The sequence below is a fragment of the Frateuria sp. GZRR35 genome, assembly GCF_051900415.1.
In the GTDB taxonomy this organism is placed as follows: domain Bacteria; phylum Pseudomonadota; class Gammaproteobacteria; order Xanthomonadales; family Rhodanobacteraceae; genus Frateuria_A.
Window position 1 is genome coordinate 43,031 of record NZ_JBHZGL010000008.1, and the last position, 22,216, is coordinate 65,246.

The 22,216-nt window shown below is 67.4% G+C and carries 19 protein-coding genes; 9 read left to right on the forward strand and 10 right to left on the reverse strand.

What is annotated here, in order from left to right; all coding sequences use genetic code 11:
• Positions 1–170 precede the first annotated feature (170 nt).
• Positions 171–2,192 (forward strand): prolyl oligopeptidase family serine peptidase, encoded by a 2,022-nt coding sequence (locus ACFWZ3_RS10985; RefSeq protein WP_439707776.1) that lies wholly within the window; start codon positions 171–173, stop codon positions 2,190–2,192.
• Between the two features lie 34 nt (positions 2,193–2,226).
• Here the strand turns inward: ACFWZ3_RS10985 and ACFWZ3_RS10990 are convergent, their stop codons facing one another.
• Positions 2,227–2,403, reverse strand: coding sequence for a hypothetical protein (locus tag ACFWZ3_RS10990; protein WP_439707777.1), 177 nt, complete (start codon positions 2,401–2,403; stop codon positions 2,227–2,229).
• Between the two features lie 273 nt (positions 2,404–2,676).
• On the opposite strand from ACFWZ3_RS10990, the gene ACFWZ3_RS10995 reads away from it, so the two are divergent.
• From ACFWZ3_RS10995 to ACFWZ3_RS11015, 5 genes are all read left to right on the forward strand, one after another.
• On the forward strand, positions 2,677–3,063 hold the full coding sequence (locus ACFWZ3_RS10995; protein WP_439707778.1) for a GntR family transcriptional regulator: 387 nt from the start codon (positions 2,677–2,679) through the stop codon (positions 3,061–3,063).
• Positions 3,063–3,821 (forward strand): CPBP family glutamic-type intramembrane protease, encoded by a 759-nt coding sequence (locus ACFWZ3_RS11000; RefSeq protein ID WP_439707779.1) that lies wholly within the window; start codon positions 3,063–3,065, stop codon positions 3,819–3,821. The genes ACFWZ3_RS10995 and ACFWZ3_RS11000 overlap by 1 nt, the downstream gene beginning before the upstream one ends.
• Positions 3,818–4,714, forward strand: coding sequence for an ABC transporter ATP-binding protein (locus ACFWZ3_RS11005; RefSeq protein WP_439707780.1), 897 nt, complete (start codon positions 3,818–3,820; stop codon positions 4,712–4,714). The genes ACFWZ3_RS11000 and ACFWZ3_RS11005 overlap by 4 nt, the downstream gene beginning before the upstream one ends.
• On the forward strand, positions 4,711–6,195 hold the full coding sequence (locus ACFWZ3_RS11010) for a hypothetical protein (RefSeq protein WP_439707781.1): 1,485 nt from the start codon (positions 4,711–4,713) through the stop codon (positions 6,193–6,195). Before ACFWZ3_RS11005 ends, ACFWZ3_RS11010 begins: the two co-directional genes overlap by 4 nt.
• 130 nt (positions 6,196–6,325) lie before the next feature.
• Positions 6,326–8,014 carry an ABC1 kinase family protein gene (locus ACFWZ3_RS11015; RefSeq protein ID WP_439707782.1) on the forward strand — a complete coding sequence of 563 codons (1,689 nt, stop codon included), beginning with the start codon at positions 6,326–6,328 and terminating at the stop codon, positions 8,012–8,014.
• Positions 8,015–8,310: 296 nt separating this feature from the next.
• On the opposite strand, the gene ACFWZ3_RS11020 is transcribed toward ACFWZ3_RS11015, so the two are convergent.
• Positions 8,311–9,396, reverse strand: a complete 1,086-nt coding sequence (locus ACFWZ3_RS11020) for a PA0069 family radical SAM protein (RefSeq protein WP_439707783.1) — start codon at positions 9,394–9,396, stop codon at positions 8,311–8,313.
• A gap of 107 nt (positions 9,397–9,503) precedes the next feature.
• Here ACFWZ3_RS11020 and acs point away from each other — a divergent pair, with 107 nt between their 5' ends.
• The 3 genes from acs (at position 9,504) to ACFWZ3_RS11035 (ending at position 13,057) form a co-directional block, all read left to right on the forward strand.
• Positions 9,504–11,444 carry an acetate--CoA ligase gene (gene acs, locus ACFWZ3_RS11025; protein ID WP_439707784.1) on the forward strand — a complete coding sequence of 647 codons (1,941 nt, stop codon included), beginning with the start codon at positions 9,504–9,506 and terminating at the stop codon, positions 11,442–11,444.
• A gap of 184 nt (positions 11,445–11,628) precedes the next feature.
• A complete protein-coding gene (locus ACFWZ3_RS11030) occupies positions 11,629–12,270 on the forward strand; it encodes a 4'-phosphopantetheinyl transferase family protein (RefSeq protein WP_439707785.1) in 642 nt (213 codons plus the stop codon).
• A gap of 43 nt (positions 12,271–12,313) precedes the next feature.
• Positions 12,314–13,057: a pyridoxine 5'-phosphate synthase gene (locus tag ACFWZ3_RS11035; RefSeq protein WP_439707786.1), complete on the forward strand. Its 744-nt coding sequence runs from the start codon at positions 12,314–12,316 to the stop codon at positions 13,055–13,057.
• 146 nt (positions 13,058–13,203) lie between these two features.
• On the opposite strand, the gene ACFWZ3_RS11040 is transcribed toward ACFWZ3_RS11035, so the two are convergent.
• From ACFWZ3_RS11040 to dnaN, 8 genes are all read right to left on the reverse strand, one after another.
• Positions 13,204–13,578 (reverse strand): ExbD/TolR family protein, encoded by a 375-nt coding sequence (locus ACFWZ3_RS11040; RefSeq protein ID WP_439707787.1) that lies wholly within the window; start codon positions 13,576–13,578, stop codon positions 13,204–13,206.
• A gap of 37 nt (positions 13,579–13,615) precedes the next feature.
• Entirely contained in the window at positions 13,616–14,029 is a 414-nt protein-coding gene (locus ACFWZ3_RS11045) for an ExbD/TolR family protein (RefSeq protein ID WP_439707788.1), read from the reverse strand.
• 11 nt (positions 14,030–14,040) lie between these two features.
• A complete protein-coding gene (locus ACFWZ3_RS11050) occupies positions 14,041–14,799 on the reverse strand; it encodes a MotA/TolQ/ExbB proton channel family protein (protein WP_439707878.1) in 759 nt (252 codons plus the stop codon).
• Between the two features lie 53 nt (positions 14,800–14,852).
• Complete coding sequence (locus tag ACFWZ3_RS11055) at positions 14,853–15,509, reverse strand: energy transducer TonB (RefSeq protein ID WP_439707789.1); 657 nt, start codon at positions 15,507–15,509, stop codon at positions 14,853–14,855.
• Between the two features lie 206 nt (positions 15,510–15,715).
• On the reverse strand, positions 15,716–17,017 hold the full coding sequence (locus tag ACFWZ3_RS11060; protein ID WP_439707790.1) for a tetratricopeptide repeat protein: 1,302 nt from the start codon (positions 17,015–17,017) through the stop codon (positions 15,716–15,718).
• A gap of 290 nt (positions 17,018–17,307) precedes the next feature.
• Positions 17,308–19,722: a DNA topoisomerase (ATP-hydrolyzing) subunit B gene (gene gyrB / locus ACFWZ3_RS11065; RefSeq protein WP_439707791.1), complete on the reverse strand. Its 2,415-nt coding sequence runs from the start codon at positions 19,720–19,722 to the stop codon at positions 17,308–17,310.
• 65 nt (positions 19,723–19,787) lie between these two features.
• Positions 19,788–20,867 carry a DNA replication/repair protein RecF gene (recF, locus tag ACFWZ3_RS11070; protein WP_439707792.1) on the reverse strand — a complete coding sequence of 360 codons (1,080 nt, stop codon included), beginning with the start codon at positions 20,865–20,867 and terminating at the stop codon, positions 19,788–19,790.
• 87 nt (positions 20,868–20,954) lie between these two features.
• Complete coding sequence (dnaN, locus tag ACFWZ3_RS11075; protein ID WP_439707793.1) at positions 20,955–22,055, reverse strand: DNA polymerase III subunit beta; 1,101 nt, start codon at positions 22,053–22,055, stop codon at positions 20,955–20,957.
• Positions 22,056–22,216: the final 161 nt, after the last annotated feature.

A 22,216-nucleotide genomic window follows, 5' to 3' on the forward strand; every position in this document is an offset into this window, starting at 1 on the left:
CAACCTTTGTAGGAGCGCCCTTGGGCGCGACCACCATTGTCACCGTGCCACGACGGCGGCAATCGCGGTCGCGCCCAAGGGCGCTCCTACACGGCCCGCTGTGACCGGCCGCACTGGAGCGGGTGCCGGTGCGCTGCTAGCGTGGCCCCTTTCCCTCGCGAGAGCGGCCCATGCCCCCTTCCCTGCGCCTCCTGCCCCTGTTCACCCTGGCCCTTGCCCCGCTGGCGTCCGCCGCGCCCGGCAAGGTCGACCCGCGCATCGACCAGCTGCTCGACCAGCTCGGGAAGGTGCGTGCGATCCACGCCGTCCAGCTCTCGCCCGATGGCCAGCGACTGGCCTGGGTGGTCGAAAGCCACGGCAAGCCGGTGATCCAGCTCGCCCATGCCGACGGCAGCGACGCCCATCCGCTGGCGATGGGGGACTCGCCGTGCAAGCAGGAGGAGATCGCCTGGGCGCCCGACTCGCGCCACCTGGCCTTCCTGTCCGACTGCGGCGGCAAGGCCGGCGACATGGACGTCTATACGGCCGACGTCACGCGGCAGGACGCGCCGCGCCGGTTGGCCGATCTCGACGGCTACGCACATGACCTCGCCTGGTCGGCCGACGGCCGCACGCTGGGCTTCCTCTACGTCCAGGGCGCGACCCGCCGCGCCAGCGCGGTGGCGGCGGCCAAGCCCCAGGTGGGCGAAATCGGCGTCGAAGGGCTGGAAATCCAGCGCGTCGCCACCCTGCCCGCCAGCGGCGGTACGCCGGCGCTGGTCACCCCGGCGGACACGTACGTCTACGAATTCAGCTGCTCGCCGGACGCAAAGCAGCTCGCCTACGTCGCGGCGCCGGCGCCGGGCGACAACAACTGGTGGATCGCCAGGCTGTACGCCCAGGACGCCCGCGCCGGCGCGACCCCACGCGTGCTGGTCGACCCGAAAACGGACACCGGTTCGCTGCACGGCCTGCAATTGGCGCTGCCGCGCTGGTCGCCGGATGGCAAGCGCCTGGTCTTCGTCGGCGGCCTGATGAGCGACCAGGGCGCGACCGGTGGCGATCTTTACGCGGTGCCGGCCGCGGGGGGCGCCACCGTGAATCTGACCACCGGCATCCATGTCACGCCGTCGTGGTTCGCCTGGACCTCGCCGCATACGCTGCTGGTCAGCCAGGTCAGCAACGGCCAGAGCCAGCTGGCCGATTACGCGATCGACGCCGGCCACGCCACGCAGGAACGCGTGCGCTTCACCCTGCCGGCCAGCATCGGCGATGGTAGCGCCTCGATGGCGATGTCGCTGTCGGCCGACCACCAGCGCATCGCCTTCGTGCAGAGTTCCTACACCGCCGCCCCGGAGGTTCACGCCGGACCGCTGGGCCACGCCGCGCCGCCGGCGGTCACCGCGATCAACGCCGCGCTCGCGCCGAGCTGGGGCAAGGCCGAATCGGTCGAATGGGAACATGACGGCCGCCACGTGCAGGGCTGGCTGCTCTACCCGGCCCATTACGATCCGGCGAAAACCTATCCGATGATCGTCAGCGTGCACGGTGGCCCGGCCAGCGCCGTGATCCCGCGCTGGCCCAGCGTGGGCTACGGCAGCGTGCCGTTCTCGAACCTCGGCTACTTCGTCTTTCAGCCCAACCCGCGCGGCAGCTTCGGCCAGGGCGAGGCCTACGTGCAGGCCAACCGCAAGGACTTCGGCTACGGCGACCTGTCCGACATCCTGGCCGGCATCGACGCGATCGAAAAGAAGCTGCCGGTCGATGACAAGCGACTGGGCCTGACCGGCTGGAGCTACGGCGGCTTCATGAGCATGTTCGTACCCACGCAGACCGACCGCTTCCACGCGGTGGTCGCCGGCGCGGGCATTTCGAACTGGCAGAGCTATTACGGGCAGAACCTGATCGACCAGTGGATGATCCCCTTCTTCGGCGCGTCGGTGTACGACGACCCAGCCGTCTACGCCAAGAGCTCGGCGATCGACTTCATCAAGCGGGTGAAGACGCCGACGCTGGTGGTGGTGGGCGACCGGGATGCCGAATGCCCGGCGCCGCAGTCGTTCGAGTACTGGCATGCGCTGCGCGCGCAGGGCGTGCCGACCTCGCTGGTGGTGTATCCAGACGAGGGCCACCACTTCGTCGACCCGGCGCACCAGCGCGACGTGCTGCAGCGCGCGCTGGAATGGTTCGCGACCTACCTGCCCGCCAGCTGAGCCGGCAGCCGCCGGGCCGGCGACGCCGGTCCGGCTATTTCGGCGGGTCGCGCCGCTGGGTGTGCTTGACCGCGCCCAGGATGCCCAGCCCGAACACCACGATCACGCCCGCGCCGATCCATTGCAGCGGCACGTGCATCAGCCAGGCGACATAGGCCAGGCCGGCGATCAACACCAGGATCCCGAGCAGGTAGAGCGAGAACGAGGACATCGGGCGGCCTCCGTGGCGTGGGGTTCCAGGGAAAGCAGAGCGGCTGGGCGATCACCAGCGCGTGAAGTCCACGGCTGCCCTTCGGCTCTCGAACGCGGCCTGCGCTCAGGGTGGGGCTATCGGGGAACCGCCCCTCATCCCGCTCCAGGATGCTTGCAAAGGCCCGCTCGTGCCGAGTGCGGACCACAGGCGCAACACGATCCGGCCACCGGGAGCGACTGCTCCATAGGTCATGCTTGACGTCGGCCCATGTGTATTCATGTACTGATACACATGGATGCGTCGCTGTTCATCATTCAACCCGCGTCGGCCGAGCCGATCTACCGGCAGATCGTCGAGCAACTGCGTCGCCTGATCGCCAGCGGCCAGTTGGCGGTGGGCGAACTGCTGCCCTCGGTGCGCGAGATGGCCGGGTTCCACGCGGTCAACCCGATGACGATCTCGCGTGCCTACAGCCTGGCCGAGAACGAGGGGCTGCTGGAGCGACTGCGCGGCAAGGGCATGGCGGTGGCCGCCGGCCAGCGCACTGCGCACAGCCAGGCTCAGCGCCTGGCACTGCTTGAACCGCAGCTGCTTGCGCTGGCGCGACAGGCGCAGGAACTGGAACTGCCAACCGAGCCGGTGCTGCGCCGGCTCGGCAAACTGTTGGGGGAACGCTGATGGACTTCGCAAACCTGGCCAGCCTGATGCTGGCCGCCTGGCTGTTGCTGGGCGAACCGCTGCTGGGCCGCTGGTCGCATCGCCGGCTGCTGGCTGCGCTCGCTGCCGGCCAACCGGGCGCTCGCCTGCGCTTCTACCGCAGCTGGACGGGGATGGCCTGGGCGCTTGCCTTCGTCACCGCGCTGGTCGTACTGGCCCAGGGCTGGTCGCCGGGCGAGGTGGGGCTGCGCTGGCCGCACATCGGAGACGTGGGCCGGGGCTTCGTCGACGGCATGACCGGTGCGCTGATCGCCGGTGCGGCGGTCGGCATCGTGTTGTCGCGCCGCAAGCGCAGCGCCGCCCCGCGCGTGGCCGGTGGCGACAAGGTGCTGCGGATGCTGCCGCACAACCGCGCCGAACGCTGGGGGTTTTCCGCTCTGGCGGTGACCGCCGGACTGACCGAGGAATGGATCTGGCGCGGCTTCGCCGCCGCCGCCCTGCACGCGGCATGGCCGCAGCTGGCGATGCTGCCGACCGTGGTCGTGCTCGCCCTGGCCTTCGGGTGGGCGCATTTCTACCAGGGGCTCGGCGGCATGCTGGCGACCGCCCTGCTGGGCGGCCTGCTTGGGTGGCTGTACCTGTCCAGCGGCAGCCTGCTGCTGCCGATGCTGCTGCACGTGCTGATTGACCTGCGCGCGCTGCTCGTGCCGGTGGGGACCGGCGCTTCCAATCCACAGACGGACGTCCAGACGTCCATGCACCACCGGGGGAATCCATGAACGCCCAGCTCCGCGACATCGCCCAGGTCAACGACTCGCCGTTGGCCGTACACGGACTCGTCCACGGCTACGAAGGCGCACGCGTGCTCGACGGCGTGGACCTCGCCCTGGCGCCGGGCAGCGTGCTTGGCCTGATCGGCCGCAACGGCGCGGGCAAATCCACCCTGATCCGCGCCATGCTCGGGCTGCTCGAACCGCAGGCGGGGCAAGCGCAGGTGTTCGGCGAGCCGGCGCTCGGGCTTTCGGACGCGGCCAAGGGCCGGTTGGCCTATGTGCCGCAGCAGCCTGAGGCGCTGGCCTGGCTGAGCGCAACGCAGATGCTCGACTTCGTCGGCCGCTTCTACCCGTCCTGGGACAGCGCCTTTGCCAGGGCCACGCTGGCGCGCTGGGAGATCCCCGCCAACAAGCTGCTTGCCAAGCTGTCGCCGGGCGAACGCCAGCGCGTGGACCTGATTCGCGCGCTGGCCTCGCGCCCGGACCTGCTGGTGCTGGACGAGCCCGCTGCCGCGCTCGACCCGGTCGCCCGTCGCGAACTGCTGCGCGAGGTGGCGCTGCGTGCGGGCGAGGCCGGCACCACGGTCCTGTTCTCCACCCATATCGTCTCCGACCTCGAGCGCGTCGCCTCGGAGGTCGCCTTCCTGCACCGGGGTCGACTGCTGATCCACTGCGGCGTGGACGAAACCAAGGAGCGCTATGCACGCCTGTGGCTGCCGGCGCGCCTGGCCGCGGCCGCGCCGTCGGACACGCTCAGCCGTCGCCGCCACGAGGACGGAAGCCTGGGTCTGGTGGTGAAACGCGACGCGGCCGGTCGCTGGCCCGAAGCGGCCCAGCTCGGCGGCGCGCGGCTGGACGCGCTGGGGCTGGAAGACCTGTTCGTGGAGATCGCCGAATGAACGCCGCGATCCTGCAGGCCCCGTGGCGCGCGTCGCCGCGGTGGACGCGCTGGTATGCGGGCCTGGTGCTCGTGGCCGCCATCCTCGCCGCCACAGCGATCGGGTTCCTTGCCCATTCCGCGAACTGGCCCCTGCTCGCCGGCGGTGTGCTGGCCTTGGGCGAGTTCTTCGCCGGCATGTTCCTGCTCGCACCCGGCCTTCTGCTGGCAGTCGATGCCCGCCAGTTGCGCATTCCGGCACTCCAGCGAGTCGCCGTGGCGGGCATCGTGCTGCCGGCGCTGCTCATGATCGGCCTGCCGACCGCCGCGCTCGGGCTGGCGGGTGGGCCGGCGGCGGATATCGCCTGCGTGCTGGCGATGGCGGTGTGCGGCGGATTGCTGATGGGCCTGCTGCCGCGCGTGCTGTGCGCCTTCATTGGCCTGCTGCCGATGATGATCCGGACGATCGGGCTGCGCCTGCACCTGCCCGACCCGGGCGAACCCGGCTTCGTGGCGCTGGCGTTGGGCGCGGTGGCCGCGATGCTGGCGCTCTGCGCACTGTGCTGGTGGCGCCAGCTGCGCGACCCCGAGCCGTACCGGCAGGGCTGGTGGCAACCGATGGTGCTGCAGTTCCGGCGCGCCAACCGGGTCGGCGGCTGGGGCGGGCTGTCGAGTGGATTACCCGACAGCGTGCAGCAGATCCGCCGGCAACCGGACTGGCTGCGGCCGATGGTGGATGTGCGCCACACCGGCCCGCAGCGACCGCGCTACAGCCTGCGCGTGGCGCTCGGCGGGCTGTTCGTGCCGATGACGGCCGCCGGCCGCGCACGCCAGCTGGCCGTGGCCGTGCTGCCGGGCGCGCTGGTGATGGCCATGCTGCTGGTCCAGGCGGCTCGGCGTCGCGGCGGCGGCATCAGTTGGGCGCTTGTGACCGACTGGGCGGGGATGTTCGCCTGGCTGGGTGGCTTCATCGGTCTGCTGGTCACGCTGCTGGCGGTCATGCAATTGCACCAGCACTGGCAGAAGCACAACGCCGAGTTGCCCCTGCTGGCGCTGCTGCCCGGGCTGGGCACGCCGCGCCAGCTCCGTCGCGAGCTGCTTGCGGCGAGTCTGCTGCCGGGCCTGGGTATCCAGTCCGGTGTCCTGGTGCTGCTGTTGGCGCTGGCCCTGCGCATTCACCTGGGCTGGATCGCCGAGTCCGCGGTACTGCTCACGCAACTGGCAAGCATGGGCGTGCTGGTCGCGTTCACCCTGTCGGTAGTGGGCGGGCGTCCGCTGCCTGGCTGGGGCACCGGTGTGTTCTGCATGGTGTGTATCGTGCTGGTGAGCCTTAGCCTGTCCTTGTCACTGATGGATCGCACCACTGCGGCCGGCTACGCACCGTGGCTCGCCGCACTGGCCGCGGCATGGGCGGTGTTCCTGCTGGTGCTCGGCTGGATCGGCCGGCGCGGCTGGCGGGGGCTGGTGCAACGCCGGCATCCATTCCTGGCGAACCCGGGCTGATGCGCAGGTCTCTTGCGCCCACGCGCCTGTGCAGCGCGTGGGCGCAAGAGCCGCGGTAAACCTGCTCGACCGTTGACGCCCCGTTGCCGCCGCCCGCTCCACGCTCCATGGAGACCATGGAGCCGAAGGCGTGAACGAAACCACTGCCCGTCTGTCCCGCTACGCCCGCATCGGCGCGTTCCTGTTGCGCTACCGCAAGGCCGGCCTGTTCAGCGGGCTGGAACTGGATATCCAGGAGGCGGCGCTGGCAGACGAGGAGGAGGCGGTCCGGCCAGGCCAGCCCAAGCAGTTCGTCGACGACCTCGAGGCGCTGGGCCCGACCTTCATCAAAGTGGGCCAGGCGCTCTCCACTCGCCCGGACATGGTGCCGGCACCGTACATCGCCGAACTGGAACGGATGCAGGACGACGTCGTGCCGGTGCCGGTGGTCGAGATCCGCGCGACGATCGAAGCCGAGCTGGGCGCGCGCATCGGCACGCTGTTCGCCCGCTTCGACGACGAGCCGCTGGCCGCCGGTTCGGTGGCGCAGGTGCACGCGGCCACGCTGCACGATGGCCGGCAGGTCGTGCTCAAGGTGCAGCGGCCGAACATCGCGCAGACGCTGCGCGAGGATCTGGCGATCCTGGAGAAACTGGCCGGCGCCGCCGACCGCATGACCGACGTCGGCCGCCGCTACGGCTTTGCCGGCCTGGTGAACGAGCTTCGCCACAGCCTCGCCAACGAGATCAACTTCGAGCTGGAGGCGGAGAACCTGCGTCGCTTCGCCGAGAACCTGCGCGGGTACGACGCGCTCTATGTGCCGCTTCCACTGGCCGACTTCACCACCACCCGCGTGCTGACGATGCAGCGCGTGCGCGGCATCAAGGTCACCCACATCCCGGCCCTGCGCCGCATTGAGCACCCGCTGCACGAGCAGGCGCGCGAGCTGCTGCGCGCCTACCTGGACCAGGTGTTCATTCACGGCCTGGTCCACGCCGATCCGCACCCGGGCAACGTGCTGTTGATGGAAGACCACCGGCTGGCGCTGTTCGACCTGGGCATGGTGGTGCGGCTGGTACCGCGCACGCGCCACCAGCTGCTCAAGCTGATGCTTGGCGCGATCTCCGGCAACGGCGACCAGGTGGCCGACATCAGCGAAACCATGGGCATGGCGCTGGAGGATTTCCGCCGCAACCTCTACCGGCGGCAGGTCGAGCAGCTGGTCGCCAGCTACGTCGGCCTGCACAACTCCAGCCGGCAGTTTTCCGAGGGTCGGCTGGTATTGGAGCTGGCCCGCGTGGGCGCCTCCTGCGGCCTGCGGCCGCCGGCGGAGCTCTCGATCCTGGGCAAGACCCTGCTCAATCTCGAAGCGGTGACCGCCGCGCTGGACCCGACCATCGACACCCGCCGCGTGGTCGAGCAGCACCTGCAGCAGGTGTTGCGCCGGCAGGCCTTGGGCACGCTCTCTCCGGCCAACATGGCCAGCGAATGGCTGGACCTGCAGGACCTGGCCCGGCACACGCCCCAGCACATCGCGGCGATCCTGCGCACGCTGGCCCAGAACCGCCTGCGTGTGCGCGTGGACGGGCTGGAAGAGTCGCACATGATGGAAAGCCTGCAGAAGATCGCCAACCGCATCAGTACCGGGGTGATCGTGGCGGCGCTGGTGATCGGCGGTGCGCTGACCTCGCGCATGCACAGCGGCCCGATGCTGTTCGGGTTGCCGATCCTGGCGGTGCTGTTCATCGCGGTCGCGGCGGTGCTGGGGTTGAGCCTGGTGATCAGCGCGCTGCGTCGCGACGGCAAGGTGGAGCGGGCGGCCAACCGGCCGCCGGATTGAGAGGTCGAGGCAAGGCTTCCCCCATCCGCCCTTCGGGCACCTTCCCCCGCAGGCGGGGGAAGGATCGGGGTGCGGGATTGCGCCACCTACCTGCATAGAGGCTGCAGTCACGGGGAGGGCGCCGACAGGCGGATGGGGGAAGCCTCGCCTAGAACAACAGGCCCTGCGGGCTCCTTCCCCCGCGAGCGGGGGAAGGAGCGTGGTGCGGGATTGCGCCAGCTACCTGCGTGGTAGCAAGTGAGCCTTCCCCCGTTTCACGGGGGAAGGTGCCGACAGGCGGATGGGGGAAGCCTCGCCTAGAACAGCACACCCTGCGGCGACGCCGTCCGCGGCGGCACGAAACGGGAGGTGTCCAGCGCCAGCTCGCGCGCACGTCCGAAGCCGTGCTTGCGGCACGCCACCTCGAAACGCCGTCTGAGCAGCTGCGCGAACACGCCCTGCCCGCGCATGCGCGTGCGGAAGTCGCTGTCGTAGTCGCGACCGCCGTTCATCTGCTGGATCAGGCTCATCACATGCGCGGCGCGTTGCGGCGCGTGCAGCGCCAGCCACTCTCGGAACAGCGCTTTCAACTCGTACGGCAGACGCACCACGGTGTAGCCGGCGCAGCGCGCGCCGGCGGCGTGCGCGCGCTCGAGCACCGCTTCCATGTCGCGATCGTTGAGCGCGGGAATGATTGGCGCGACCAGCACGCCCACCGGCACGCCGGCGCCGGCCAGCGCCTCGATCGCCTGGATGCGCCGGTGCGGTGCGCTGGCCCGCGGCTCGAGCCTGGCCGCCAGGTGGTTGTCCAGAGAATTGACCGAGATGAACACCTGCACCAGGCGTTCGCGCGCCATGCCGGCGAGCAGGTCCAGATCGCGCTCGATCAGCGCGTTCTTGGTGACGATGGTGCAGGGATGGTGGCACTCGGCCAGCAACTCGAGCGCGGCACGGGTCAGGCGCCAGCGCTTCTCGACCGGCTGGTAGGGGTCGGTGTTGCTGCCGATGTTGATCGGGGTGGGCACGTAGCCACGCTTGCCGAGCTCCGCGCGCAACACCTCGGCCAGGTTGCCCTTGGCACGCAGCCGGGTTTCGAAGTCGAGCCCGGGCGAGAGGTTGAGGTAGCTGTGCGAAGGCCGGGCGTAGCAGTAAATGCAGCCATGCTCGCAACCGCGGTAGGGGTTGATCGCCTGCTCGAAGGCGATGTCCGGCGAGTCGTTGCGGCTGATCACGCTGCGCGCGCGTTCCTCGGTCACCTCGGTGCGCGGGCGTGGTGCGTCGGCATCCAGCAGCAGGCTCTGCCAGCCGTCGTCCTCCGCGTGGTGGCTCACGCTCTCGAAGCGCCCCTCCGGGTTGGAGGCAGCGCCCCGGCCCTTGATGGCATGCGGGGGGAGCTCGGACATCCTTCCAATCTAGCGCGGCGGCGTCTCAGCCGGCGCGACCGCACACAGGCGTGCGCGGGCGACGCTACACTCGGACGTCCAAACCCAGTCACCGAGGAGACGCTCCCATGTCCACGCTCCATCCGGTCCAGGCGGCCTTTGCCGAAAAGGCCCGCATCGGCAGGTCCGACTACGAGCGGCTCTACGCCGAGTCGGTGCGTGATCCGGAAAGCTTCTGGGCGAAGGTGGGGCAGCGGCTGGACTGGATGAAGGCACCGACACAGGTGAAGGATGTGTCGTTCGATCCGGCCGACCTGCACATCCGCTGGTACGGCGATGGCAGGCTCAATGTGGCGGCCAACTGCCTGGACCGCCATCTGGCCGAGCGCGGCGACAAGACCGCGATCATCTTCGAAGGCGACGACCCGGCCGACTCGCGCCGGCTCAGCTACCGTGAGCTGCACGCGGAAGTGTGCAAGTTCGCCAACACCCTCAAGCACCTGGGCGTGGCCAAGGGCGATCGCGTGGCGATCTACCTGCCGATGATCCCGGAGGCGGCGGTGGCCATGCTCGCCTGCGCGCGTATTGGCGCGATCCACTCGGTGGTGTTCGGGGGTTTCTCACCCGACTCGCTCGCCGGGCGCATCGCCGACTCGCAGTGCAAGCTGGTGATCACGGCCGACGAGGGCGTGCGCGGCGGCAAGCGGATCGCGCTCAAGGCGAACGTGGACGAGGCGCTGGAGCGTCCGGGCACCAGCAGCGTGGAAACCGTGGTGGTGGTGCGCCGCACCGGTGCCGGAGTGGCGATGCAGTCGCCGCGCGACCGCTACTGGCACGTGCTGATGGAGGGCCAGAGCGCCGACTGCCCGGCCGAGCCGATGGAGGCCGAGCACCCGCTGTTCATCCTCTACACCTCCGGTTCCACCGGCAAGCCCAAGGGGGTGCTGCATACCTCCGGCGGCTACCTGGTGTATGTCAGCTACACCCATGAGTGCGTATTCGATCTGCGCGAGGACGACGTCTACTGGTGCACCGCGGACGTGGGCTGGGTCACCGGCCACAGCTACGTGGTGTACGGGCCGCTCGCCAACGGCGCGACCACGGTGATGTTCGATGGCGTGCCGAGCTACCCCGATTGCAGCCGCTTCTGGGACGTCGTCGACAAGCACAAGGTGACGCTCTTCTACACCGCGCCCACCGCCATCCGCGCGCTGATGCGCGAGGGCGAAGCGCCAGTGAAGAAGGCCTCGCGCGCGAGCCTGCGCCTGCTCGGTACGGTCGGCGAGCCGATCAACCCGGAAGCGTGGGAGTGGTACTGGCGCGTGGTCGGCGACGAGCGCTGCCCGGTGGTGGACACCTGGTGGCAGACCGAGACCGGCGGCATCCTGATTTCCCCGCTGCCGGGAGCGATCGACGCCAAGCCCGGTTCGGCGACGCTGCCATTCTTCGGCATCCAGCCGGCGATCGTGGACGCCATGGGCCAGGTGCTGGAAGGCGCGGCCGAGGGCAATCTATTGATCAGCGACTCCTGGCCGGGCCAGATGCGCACGGTGTACGGCGACCACCAACGCTTCATCGACACCTACTTCAGCGCCTACCCGGGCAACTACTTCACCGGCGATGGCGCGCGCCGCGACGAGGACGGCTACTACTGGATCACCGGTCGCGTGGATGACGTCATCAACGTGTCCGGCCATCGTATCGGCACCGCGGAGGTCGAGAGCGCGCTGGTGGCGCACCCGAAGGTGGCCGAGGCGGCGGTGGTCGGCTGTCCGCACGACATCAAGGGCCAGGGCATCTATGCCTACGTCACCCTGATCGCCGGCGTGGAAGGCAGCGAGGAACTGCGCAAGGAGCTGGTGGCGTGGGTGCGCAAGGAGATCGGCCCGATCGCCACGCCTGACTACCTGCAATGGGCGCCGTCGCTACCCAAGACCCGATCGGGCAAGATCATGCGGCGCATCCTTCGCAAGATCGGCGAGAACCAGCCGGGGCAGCTGGGCGACATTTCCACGCTGGCCGATCCGAGCGTGGTGCAGAAGCTCGTGGACGAGCGCCTGATCAAGTGAATGGCGGGAGCGGTTCTGTGGCGCCGCGCGATGGTGCTGTCCCGCGGCCACGCACACAGGCCACTCCTGGCGAAAGCGGCGCCATCGCCGGTGGGCCCCGGATGCGAGCAACGATCGGCAGCGCCCCGGGGTGATCGGTCGGCGATGGCTTCGTCGCGCGGCCGGCTGGTGCTACCGTCCGCGGATGCCGATCCCGCCGACCGACGTTCCTGCCATCGCAGCCCAGCTGGATGACGAGACGCTGCACGTCTGGCGCCTGGCCTACGATCCTGGCCGCGGCCGCGCGCCCCTGATCGCGCTGCTCGCCAGCTACCTCGGTGTACCTGCCGGTGCCGTACAGCTGGCCGAAGGGCCCCATGGGCGACCGCAACTGGCGTCGGCACACGCCGACACGCTGGATCTCAACTGGTCGCACAGCGGTGACTGCGCCCTTGTCGCCATTGGCCGCGGCGTAGCACCCGGGATTGACGTGGAGCGCCGCCGCCCGCGACCACGCGCGCTGGAGCTGGCGCAACGCTATTTCCATCCGGCGGAGACCGCGTGGCTGGCCGCGCAGCCGACCGATCGACGCGAGGAGGCCTTCCTTGCGCTGTGGACCGCCAAGGAAGCGGTGCTCAAGGCACTGGGTCGCGGCCTGGCGTTTGGGCTCCATCGCCTGGAAATCGGCCTGGACATGGCCGTGCCGCAACTGCGGCAACTGACCGGGGACGACGCGGCGGCATGGCAGCTGCACGCCCTCGACGCGGGTCCGGCCCATGTGGCGGCCCTCGCATGGCGGGGTCCGCCGCGGGACATCCGGTACCGGGTACTTGCCGGCGCCGGTTGATCGGCGCACTGTTGCCGGTCCTTAGTTCCGCTTGACGGTGCCCATGACCCTGCTCAGCGTCAACCTCAACAAGATCGCCGTGCTGCGCAATTCCCGCGGCGGCACCGAGCCGGACATCCTGCGCGCCGCGCATACCTGCATCGAGGCCGGCTGCGGCGGCATCACGGTACATCCGCGGCCCGACATGCGCCACGTGCGTCCCGACGACGTGCGTGCGCTGGCCGCAATGCTGCGCGGCAAGGTGGAGTACAACATCGAGGGCAACCCGTTCGCACCCGCGCGCGGTGCCTATCCCGGGCTGATCGAACTGGTCCGCAACGTACGGCCCACGCAGGTAACGCTGGTGCCTGACAGCGACGGCCAGATCACCTCCGACCACGGGTTCGATCTTGCAGCCGATTGCGAGCGGCTACGTCCGCTGGTCACCGAGCTGCGCGGCCTCGGTTGCCGCGTGAGCCTGTTCGTCGATGCCGGTGCAGAGGGTTTCGAACAGGCCGTGGCAATCGGCGTCGAGCGCATCGAGATCTACACCGGACCGTATGCCGAGGCCTTCACCGAGGGTGACGCGCGCGATGCGCTGGCCGCTTGCGCGGATACCGCGCGACGGGCGCAGCAGGCGGGCCTGGCGGTGAACGCGGGACATGATCTCAACCAGGCCAACCTGGGGGGATTCAAGGCGGCCATTCCTGGCCTGGCCGAAGTGTCCATCGGTCATGCGCTGATCGGCGAGGCCCTGTACGACGGTCTCGCGCCGACGGTGCGCCGGTACCTGCAGATCCTGCGCTGAGCACCGAACCCGTGGTTTCGGGCTTCAGCCCACCTTCGTTCTCCGACCAGCGTGCGGTGGGCTGAAGCTCTTGCGCTTTCGGTACGCCGAAAAGCAAAACCCCCGCTCGCGCGGGGGTTTGCCGGTAGCGTTTGATCCGCCTGAGATCATTGCCCTTCGGTGAAGCCGATCTTCGTCAAACCGTAGCTCTTGGCGTCGGCCAGCACCCGGGCGACCGACTCGTAAGCTACACCGTCATCCGCATTGATCTGGATCTCCGGCTGGTTGGTCTGCTGGGCGATGACCGCCATCTGTGCCTTCAGGCCCAGCTCGTCCACCGGCGTGTCGTTCCAATACAGCGCGCCGGCGCGATCGATCTTGAGCCGGATGGGCTCAAGCGGATTTTCCGGCTGGACGACGTTCGGGTTCGGCTGCGGCAGATCGATCTTCACCTTGTGGGTGAGCATCGGCGCCGTGATCATGAAGATGATGAGCAGCACCAGCATCACGTCGACCAGCGGCGTGACGTTGATGTCGGCCATGGGGCCGCTGCTGTTTCCGGAACTGAAAGCCATCGTCTTACTCCTTGCCGGTCGTCATGAAACCGACATGGACCATGCCTGCCGCCTTCGCGTCGGTGAGGATCTTGCGGACGTACTTGTACTCCGTGTCCTTGTCCGCACGAAGCTGGATTTCCGGTTGCGGCGTCTTGGATGCCGCAACCGCGAACTGTGCCTTCAACTCCGCCTCGGTCACCTCGGCGTCATTGAGGTACATCGATCCATCCTGCTTCAGAGCCACATCCATGGGTTCGACGTAACCGGTATCGGGCGCCTTGGGATTGGCGTTCGGCAACGGCACGACGACCCGGTGCGACATCAGCGGCGCGGTGATCATGAAGATGATCAGCAGCACCAGCATCACGTCGACCAGCGGCGTGACGTTGATCTCCGACATCGGGCCGCCGGAATTGCCTCCGGTACTCATTGCCATGGGTCAAGCCCTCACTTCTGGGTCGGCGCCACGCCTTCGACACGCGAACCGGTGGCGAAGAAGTCGTGCAGGTCGTGCGCAAACTCGTCGAACTGGGCATAGGTCATGCGGTTCGAGCGGCTGAAGAAGTTGTAGGCGAGCACGGCCGGGATCGCGACGAACAGACCGAACGCGGTCATGATCAGCGCCTCACCCACCGGACCGGCCACCGCTTCCATGGAGGCGTTGCCCGACGCGGAGATCTTGATCAGCGCGTGGTAGATGCCCCACACGGTACCGAGCAGACCGATGAACGGCGCAGCGGAGCCGGTGGTCGCCAGCAGGGTCATGCCACCTTCCAGTCGCAGGCTCTCGCGGGCCACGGCCTGGCGCAGGGCGCGGTCGATGAACTCCGAACGGCTCAGCGACTCGGCCAGACGACCGCCGGCGGCCGTAGCCTGCTGGTGGTGGGCCACCGCCGAGGCAGCGTCGAGCGCGATCTTCGAGAAGGGCTCGCCCTTGGGCTGGGCTTCCAGCTCACGGATCGCTTCCTGGGTGGAAGCGGTGCTCCAGAAGTTCGAGATGACCTTCTCGGCGCGCGAGCGGACCATCGCATTGCGGATCGCGTTGGCGATGATGAAATACCAGGAGGCGAAGGACATCACCACCAGCGTGATGAACACGATCCAGCCGAGCGCATCAAAGTTGTGGATGAGATCCCCGAAGCCCATGTGCTTCATGGCTTCGGCGTTGGAGGTGCCGCCTTGGGTCGGTGCAGTTTGTAGAAACATCATGACGCTACCTTTAGAGATGTCAGGCGTGAACTGGTGGACTGTAACCTTCGTTACAGCTGGTTGAGATTCCAGGCGACGGGAACGCGAACGTAGCCTTCGGTCTTCTGACCATTCTTGATGGCCGGATTGAAGCGCCATTTCCGGGCCGCTTCAATCGCCGCGCGATCCAGCTCGCGATAGCCGCTGGAGGTCTCGACCTTGATGTCCTTCGGCGTGCCGTCCGCGGCCACCAGGATCAACAGCGTCGTCGTGCCCTCGTGGCGCTGGCGAATCGCCTGCGGCGGATAGCGGGGCTGCATGCGGCTGTTGTAGCTGATGTCCTGGCTGGCCGTGATGTCCGACGGCGGCGCAGGCGGTGCCGGCGGCGCCGGCGGCGGCGCCGGGATCGGGTTGGTCGTCGCTTCTTCCACGGCCGGCGGCGGAGCCGGCGGCGGCGGGGTCGGCGGCGGCGTCACCTGCTGGATGATTTTCGGCGGCGGCTGCTTCGGCGGTTCCGGCGGCGGCGGCGGCGGCGGCGGCGGCGGCGGCGGCGGCTCGATGAAGTTCACCTGGACGATGCGCTCCTTCTTCGCCTGTTCCTGCTTCGGCGGCGCCGGCGGCGCGATCAGCAGCAGGAACGCAAACGAATGCAGCGCGATGGCAACAGCCAACGCCCAGGTGCGCCTCCAACTGAACGCGCGGCCGGATTCTTCGTTACTCGAGGCCATCTGTCACTTTCTGGAGCTAGTCAATCGGGAAAGGCGGGGTCGCAGCATCGAACAGCAAATCTCGACCCGATCGGGTGACATCTGCCACTGGACATTGCGCGGGAAAAGGGTTCTCAACGGTACAACAGGCCATGGCGTTTGTATAGCACCCGTGAGGCCGCCAAATGGACGTCCATCCGGCCTCACGGAGGCTTGCGCCGCAGGCCTTATTTGCCAGCTCCTGCCTGCTTCAGCCAGGCCTTCGCCTTGGCCGCGGTATCCGGGTCCTGCGCCGCCTGCTTCATGGCCGCGATCGCACCCGGCTTGTTCTTGAGACCGCGTTCGGCATCGGCCAGCATCATGTAGGCGGTGCCCTTGTGCTGCACGCCCTTGGCGATGGCCTGCTTGATCAGTGTCCGGGCGTCGCTGTACTTCTGCTGGCCCAGCAGCAGCTGGCCGGCGCGCAGCGCGGCCTCGCCGTCGCTGGCCATCGGCATCGCCTTCTTGTACGCGGCGATGGCCTTGGACTCGTCGCCTGCAATGTAGGCGGCGTCGCCGAGCAGCTTCTGGTTGTCGTAGTTGGAGGACACCACGCCCTTGGCCATGCCGTCTTCGAGCACCGCTTCGGCTTTCTTGGCGTTCGGCTTGGGGTCGTCACTGTTCTGGCCGGTGATCAGGTACAGCTTGGCCAGATTCACGTATTGCTTTTCGTCCTTCAGGGTGCCGCCGGCGCGCGCCTTCTCCATCAGGTCGATGGCTTCGGGGTATTTCTGCGCCTGCATCAGCACCGCCACCGCATTGTTCATCGCGGTCGCGTCGTTGGGGTTTGAGGACAGCTGCTGCTGGGCAAGTTGCGCGGCCTGGTCGGCCTGACCGGACTCCGAATAGGAGGCCATCAGAACCTGCGTCCACGAGGTTTCCGGCTTGTCGGTCATCGACATCGCCTTCTTCAGCGCAGTGATCGCCTCGGGGTATTTTTCCAGGCGGTAATAGGCGTTGCCTTCCAGCGCATAGGACTCGGCGGTTTCGCGCTTGCCTTCGGCGCGCCATTTCTCGACGGTGTCGATCGCCGTCTGGTACTGCTCGTCGGCCAGGTAGAACTGGGCCAGTTCGTATTCGAGCTGGAAAAAGGTGTCGTTCGGCAGCACGCCGATGTCCAGCGCCTGCTTGAGCGAAGCGATGGCGCCCTTCAGGTCGCCGTCGTTGTACTTGAGGTTGGCGATGCCCTGCAGCGCGAGCGACTGGGCGTACTTGCTGTCCGCGTCCTGGGCAAGCGGCTGCAGCAACTGCATCGCCTTGTCCTTGTCGCCCGCGTTGACCGCTTCGAGGCCCTCGTTGAGCTTTTTCTGCTCCTTCTCGCTCTTGAGGTCGAGCTTGGGCTCCTTGCGGGTGGCATTGGGGTAGAGCGCCTGCTTGGTTTCCTTGGAGCCCTGGTCGCCGTGGCGGTCACGCGCGATCGCCGGGCTGCTGATGAGCGCGAGCGCGAGTGCGGTGCCGCTCAACAGCTTGAGGAAGGGAACATGCTTCATGGCAGTCCTCATGTAAGGTTTTTCGCACAAGCAGTGCGGGGGATCGTTGAGCGTACCGCGAGCAGGCAGGCGATAACAAGTCGCACTGCCGCATGTAAGCTTTATGCAAATCAAAGGCTTGCGGCTACGTTGCCATGCCGTATGAAAATTTTCCGGCAATTTGGTGTCATGACGGGCAACGCGTCGGAAAACCTTGAGCAAGGCTTCGCCTGCTGTGATGTTGCGTTAACGTGCTATTACAGGTGAACAAAGAAAACGCTGCCGCGCGATACGCGGCAGCGTCGGTTTTTCTAGATATCCAGATTCGCGACCTTCAGTGCATTCGCCTCGATGAAGTCGCGACGCGGTTCGACCGCTTCGCCCATCAGCATCGAGAACATCTGATCGGCGGCGATCGCGTCCTCGATCCCCACCTGCAGCATGCGGCGGGTTTCCGGATTGACCGTGGTTTCCCACAGCTGCTCCGGATTCATTTCGCCCAGGCCCTTGAAGCGCTGGATGCTGCGGCCCTTCTTGGCCTCGTCCAGCAGCCAGGTGCGTGCTTCGGCGAACGAGGTGATGCCGCGCGAGGCATTGCCCCGGCGCGCTACGGCCTCCGGCTGGATCAGGCCAGCCAGCTGCTGGCTGACGGTCAGGATCGGGCGGAACTCCGCGCTGCCGAAGAACGGCTGCGGCAGCAGCCAGGTATGCGACAGGCCGTGTTGCTCGCGCACGACTTCGATCGCAGCCGGCTGCTGTTCGTTGGCCGGACGCAGGGCAATCCGGTAGCGCGGCTTGCCCAGACCACTGGCCGCCAGGCGCCCGGACAGCGCGTCCAGCCAGCCCTGCATCGCTGCCCCGTCGGTCCATAGCGCCGGATCGATCGGCGGGTGCTCGAGCATGGCGGTGAGCACGTTCGCATCGAAGCGGTGGCCCAGTCGTTCGATCTGGTCCAGCGCGGTCTGGTAGTCGCGCAGCAGCTTTTCGAGCCGTTCGCCGGTAATCGCGGGCGCATGCGGGTCGGCTACCAGTTCGGCGCCGTCGACCGCGCTGGAGATCAGGTAGGCGTTGAGCGCCGCATCGTCCTTCAGGTAGAGCTCCTGCTTGCCCTGCTTGAGCTTGTACAGCGGCGGCAGGCCGATGTAGACATGGCCGCGCTCGATCAGCTCGGGCATCTGGCGGTAGAAGAAGGTCAGCAGCAGCGTGCGGATGTGCGAGCCGTCCACGTCCGCATCGGTCATGATGATGATGTGGTGGTAGCGCAGCTTGTCCGGGTTGTACTCCTCCTTGCCGATGCCGGTGCCCAACGCGGTGATCAGGGTGCCGACCTCGGCCGAGGACAGCATCTTGTCGAAGCGCGCCTTCTCGACGTTGAGGATCTTGCCCTTCAGCGGCAGCACCGCCTGGGTCTTGCGGTTGCGGCCCTGCTTGGCCGAGCCGCCGGCCGAATCACCCTCGACCAGGAACAGTTCGCACAGCGCCGGGTCCTTCTCCTGGCAATCGGCAAGCTTGCCCGGCAGGCCGGCGATATCCAGCGCACCCTTGCGACGGGTCATCTCGCGCGCCTTGCGCGCGGCCTCGCGGGCGCGAGCCGCATCGACCACCTTGGAGGCGATCGACTTGGCCTCGTTGGGGTGCTCCAGCAGGAACTCGCCCAGCTTCTCGTTGACCGCCTGCTCGACCGCCGTCTTGACCTCGGAAGAAACCAGCTTGTCCTTGGTCTGCGACGAGAACTTCGGGTCCGGCACCTTCACCGACAGCACCGCGATCAGGCCCTCGCGCATGTCGTCGCCCGAGAGCGCAACCTTGGCGTTCTTGGCCAGCCCTTCCTTCTCGATGTAGTTCTGCAGCGAACGGGTCAGCGCGGCACGGAAACCGGTCAGGTGGGTGCCGCCGTCACGCTGCGGGATGTTGTTGGTGAAGCAGAACATCGTCTCCTGGTAGGAGTCGGTCCACTGCATCGCCAGTTCCACCGTAATGCCGTCCTGCTCGGCGGACAGGCTGATCACGTTCGGGTGCAGCGCGGTCTTCAATTGCGCCAGGTGCTGCACGAAGGAACGGATGCCGCCCTCGTAGGCGTAGGTGTCGTGGCGACCCTCACCGCGCTCGTCGACCAGGTCGATGGTGACGCCCGAGTTGAGGAACGCAAGCTCGCGCAGGCGCTTGGCCAGGATGTCGTAATGGAACTCGATGTTGGAGAAGGTCTCCGTGCTCGGCAGGAAGCGCACGGTGGTGCCGCGGCGGGTGGAGTCACCCACTTCCTTGAGCGGATACAGCGGCTCGCCCAGCGAGTATTCCTGCTGGTATTCCTTGCCATCGCGGTGAATCGTCAGCCACAGGTGCGAGGACAGCGCATTGACCACCGAGACGCCCACGCCATGCAGGCCGCCGGACACCTTGTAGGAGTTCGCATCGAACTTGCCACCGGCGTGCAGCACGGTCATCACCACCTCGGCGGTGGAGCGTCCCTCTTCCGGATGGATGTCGACCGGGATGCCACGGCCGTTATCGCTGACGCTGACCGAACCGTCGTCGAGGATGGTGACCGTCACGTGGTCGCAGTAGCCCGCCAAGGCTTCGTCGATCGCATTGTCGACGACCTCGAACACCATGTGGTGCAGGCCGGTGCCGTCATCGGTATCGCCGATGTACATGCCCGGGCGCTTGCGCACCGCTTCCAGGCCTTTGAGAACCTTGATGTTGCTCGAATCGTAGGATGCGTTCATGCCCTGCCCGTTGCCGCGCCGCCCACCCTACGGCGGGCGCCGGGGTGGGAAAAGCCATCGGACCATTATAGCAGAGGGCGGATTTGCCCCTGTTCCACGTGGAACATACGGTGCGGGAGGGCCAGCAGGGGCCGCGGGCATTCGGTACCCGTGACCAGGACCTGAGCACCCACCGCATCGAGGCGTTCGACCACCGCCTCCTGGTGCGCCAGATCCAGCTCCGAGGCCAGGTCGTCCAGGCACACGACAGGCCACTCCCCTCGGCACTTGGCGTGGAGGCCGGCCTGAGCCAGCAGGCAGGAAAGTGCCGTCAGCTTTTCCTGACCCCGCGAAAGATGCTCTCGCAGGGGCGCCTGTTCGAAGGCCAGCGACCAGTCCGCCCGATGTGGGCCTGCTGTCGTATGACCCCGCGCCAGATCCCTGCTCCGCTGGTCGGCCAGCACGCTGGCCAGATCCGCTTCCTCGTTCCATCCCCTCCGATAGCGCAGAGCCATCGGCCCGAGCTCCGGCAGCAGCGAGCCGGCGCTTGCTGCGAGTTCAGGAAGGAGACGATCGAGGTAGCTCTTGCGGTAGATGTCGATGGCGGCTGCCGTCTCCCCAAGCTCCAGCTCCCACGGGGCATACAGGGCATCGGGACCCAAAGCGCCGGTCCGCAGCAGCGCATTGCGTTGCTTCAACGCACGCTGGTATCGCCGCCACGCCCCGAGAAACTCCTGTTCCACGTGGAACACGCCCCAGTCGAGGAAACGACGGCGCTCGTCGGCCGCACCCGCGATCAATGCGTGGGATCCCGGCTCGAAACACACCACCGCACAGGCCTGGACAAGTGCGCCCAGTGGTACGTCCTCGCCGTCCAGACGCGCCTCCCACCGCTGGCCAGCCCGCCCCAGACCCAGGCGCCGCCGGATGGTTCCAGGGGTGCTCGCCTCGGCAAACACTGCCAACGAGGCGCTACCCCGCTGCAACAGCGCGTCGCGCGCGCCGCTTCGGAACGATCGCCCATGCGACAGCAGATAGGCCGCCTCCAGTACGCTGGTCTTGCCGGCACCGTTCGGCCCCACGAAGACGTGAATGCCCTCGGCCAATTCGACCGCGATGTCGGTGAGGCAGCGCAGCCCCTGGATTCGCAGGCGCTCGAACCTCATCCGCCCCGCTCCAACGAACAACGCCGGAGCGTCTCGCGACGGCTCCGGCGTTGCAGGGCGACGTTACGTCGGCCGACCCTCATGCGGTCACAGGCGCAACGGCATAATCACGTGGCGCGACTGGTCATTGTCGTCCTCCTGCACAAGGCAGCTGGACTGGGCATCACGCAGGTTCAGGCGCGCACGCTCGCCCTTCAGGGCTGCCAGCGCATCGAGCAGGTAGCCCACATTGAAACCCACGGCGAGATCCGAAACGACCGTGTCCGCCTCGACTTCTTCGACTGCCTCTTCCTGTTCCGGGTTGTGCGCGACGATGCGCAGCTTGCCGGGCGACAGTTCCAACTTCACGCCACGATACTTTTCGTTCGAGAGGATTGCCGCGCGCTGCAGCGCCCCGCGCAGCACCTCACGGTCCAGCGTCGCGCGCTTGTCGGCGCCCAGCGGAATCACCGCCTCGTAATCCGGAAAACGGCCATCGATAAGCTTGGAGGTGAACACCACATCGCCACGGCGCACACGCAGGTGATTGCGGCCGAACTCCAGCTCCACCTGGCCGTCGCCGGTTTCGAACAGGCCGACCAGCTCGTTCACGCCCTTGCGCGGGATGATGATCTGGCGACGCGCGGCGACCTTGCTATCGAGCTGGGTTTCCTTGAGTGCCAGACGATGGCCGTCGGTAGCGACGCAGCGCAGGGTATGTTCCTGCAGATCGAGCAGCATGCCGTTCAAGTAGTAGCGCACGTCCTGGTTTGCCATCGCGAACGCGGTGCGCTCCATCAGATCGCGCAGTACTTCCTCGGGCAGGCTCACGCGCTCGACCAGTTCGATCTCGTCGATGGTCGGGAATTCGCTCGCAGGGAGCGTGGCCAGGGTGAAACGGCTGCGACCGGCATTCAACGCCACGCGGTCGCCGTTGAGCTTGAGGTCGATGCGTACGCCGTCGGGCAGCGCGCGAACGATGTCGAACAGCTTGCGCGCCGGGATCGTGATCTCGCCGTCGCCCACTTGATCCGCGGGCGTGGTGGCGACCATCTCCACTTCCAGGTCGGTGCCGGTCAACGACACTCGCCCATCGCCGACCTTCACCAGCAGATTGGCCAGAACCGGCAGCGTCTGTCGCCGTTCGACCACGCCCACGACCTGCTGCAGCGGCTTGAGCAAGGCTTCTCGTTGGATGCTGAATTGCATGTGTGGGCTTCCCCTAACTGCTGTTCTGTTTTTTAAAAGAAGTACGGTAGTAGTTGTTGGCGCGGTGGATATCTTATTTTCGCCAACTTCCCTTTATAAATCAGGGTGTTACTTCATTTCTTGCCTGTGTTCAATCGTACCGGCCGGCTGTGGGTCGATTG

Bases quoted from the DNA above. Each gene is read 5' to 3' on its own strand.
- ACFWZ3_RS10985 (WP_439707776.1), top strand. From the start codon at position 171: ATGCCCCCTTCCCTGCGCCTCCTGCCCCTGTTCACCCTGGCCCTTGCC.
- ACFWZ3_RS10990 (WP_439707777.1), bottom strand. From the start codon at position 2,403: ATGTCCTCGTTCTCGCTCTACCTGCTCGGGATCCTGGTGTTGATCGCC.
- ACFWZ3_RS10995 (WP_439707778.1), top strand. From the start codon at position 2,677: ATGGATGCGTCGCTGTTCATCATTCAACCCGCGTCGGCCGAGCCGATC.
- ACFWZ3_RS11000 (WP_439707779.1), top strand. From the start codon at position 3,063: ATGGACTTCGCAAACCTGGCCAGCCTGATGCTGGCCGCCTGGCTGTTG.
- ACFWZ3_RS11005 (WP_439707780.1), top strand. From the start codon at position 3,818: ATGAACGCCCAGCTCCGCGACATCGCCCAGGTCAACGACTCGCCGTTG.
- ACFWZ3_RS11010 (WP_439707781.1), top strand. From the start codon at position 4,711: ATGAACGCCGCGATCCTGCAGGCCCCGTGGCGCGCGTCGCCGCGGTGG.
- ACFWZ3_RS11020 (WP_439707783.1), bottom strand. From the start codon at position 9,396: ATGTCCGAGCTCCCCCCGCATGCCATCAAGGGCCGGGGCGCTGCCTCC.
- acs (WP_439707784.1), top strand. From the start codon at position 9,504: ATGTCCACGCTCCATCCGGTCCAGGCGGCCTTTGCCGAAAAGGCCCGC.
- ACFWZ3_RS11030 (WP_439707785.1), top strand. From the start codon at position 11,629: ATGCCGATCCCGCCGACCGACGTTCCTGCCATCGCAGCCCAGCTGGAT.
- ACFWZ3_RS11035 (WP_439707786.1), top strand. From the start codon at position 12,314: ATGACCCTGCTCAGCGTCAACCTCAACAAGATCGCCGTGCTGCGCAAT.
- ACFWZ3_RS11040 (WP_439707787.1), bottom strand. From the start codon at position 13,578: ATGGCCGACATCAACGTCACGCCGCTGGTCGACGTGATGCTGGTGCTG.
- ACFWZ3_RS11045 (WP_439707788.1), bottom strand. From the start codon at position 14,029: ATGGCAATGAGTACCGGAGGCAATTCCGGCGGCCCGATGTCGGAGATC.
- ACFWZ3_RS11050 (WP_439707878.1), bottom strand. From the start codon at position 14,799: ATGTTTCTACAAACTGCACCGACCCAAGGCGGCACCTCCAACGCCGAA.
- ACFWZ3_RS11055 (WP_439707789.1), bottom strand. From the start codon at position 15,509: ATGGCCTCGAGTAACGAAGAATCCGGCCGCGCGTTCAGTTGGAGGCGC.
- ACFWZ3_RS11060 (WP_439707790.1), bottom strand. From the start codon at position 17,017: ATGAAGCATGTTCCCTTCCTCAAGCTGTTGAGCGGCACCGCACTCGCG.
- gyrB (WP_439707791.1), bottom strand. From the start codon at position 19,722: ATGAACGCATCCTACGATTCGAGCAACATCAAGGTTCTCAAAGGCCTG.
- recF (WP_439707792.1), bottom strand. From the start codon at position 20,867: ATGAGGTTCGAGCGCCTGCGAATCCAGGGGCTGCGCTGCCTCACCGAC.
- dnaN (WP_439707793.1), bottom strand. From the start codon at position 22,055: ATGCAATTCAGCATCCAACGAGAAGCCTTGCTCAAGCCGCTGCAGCAG.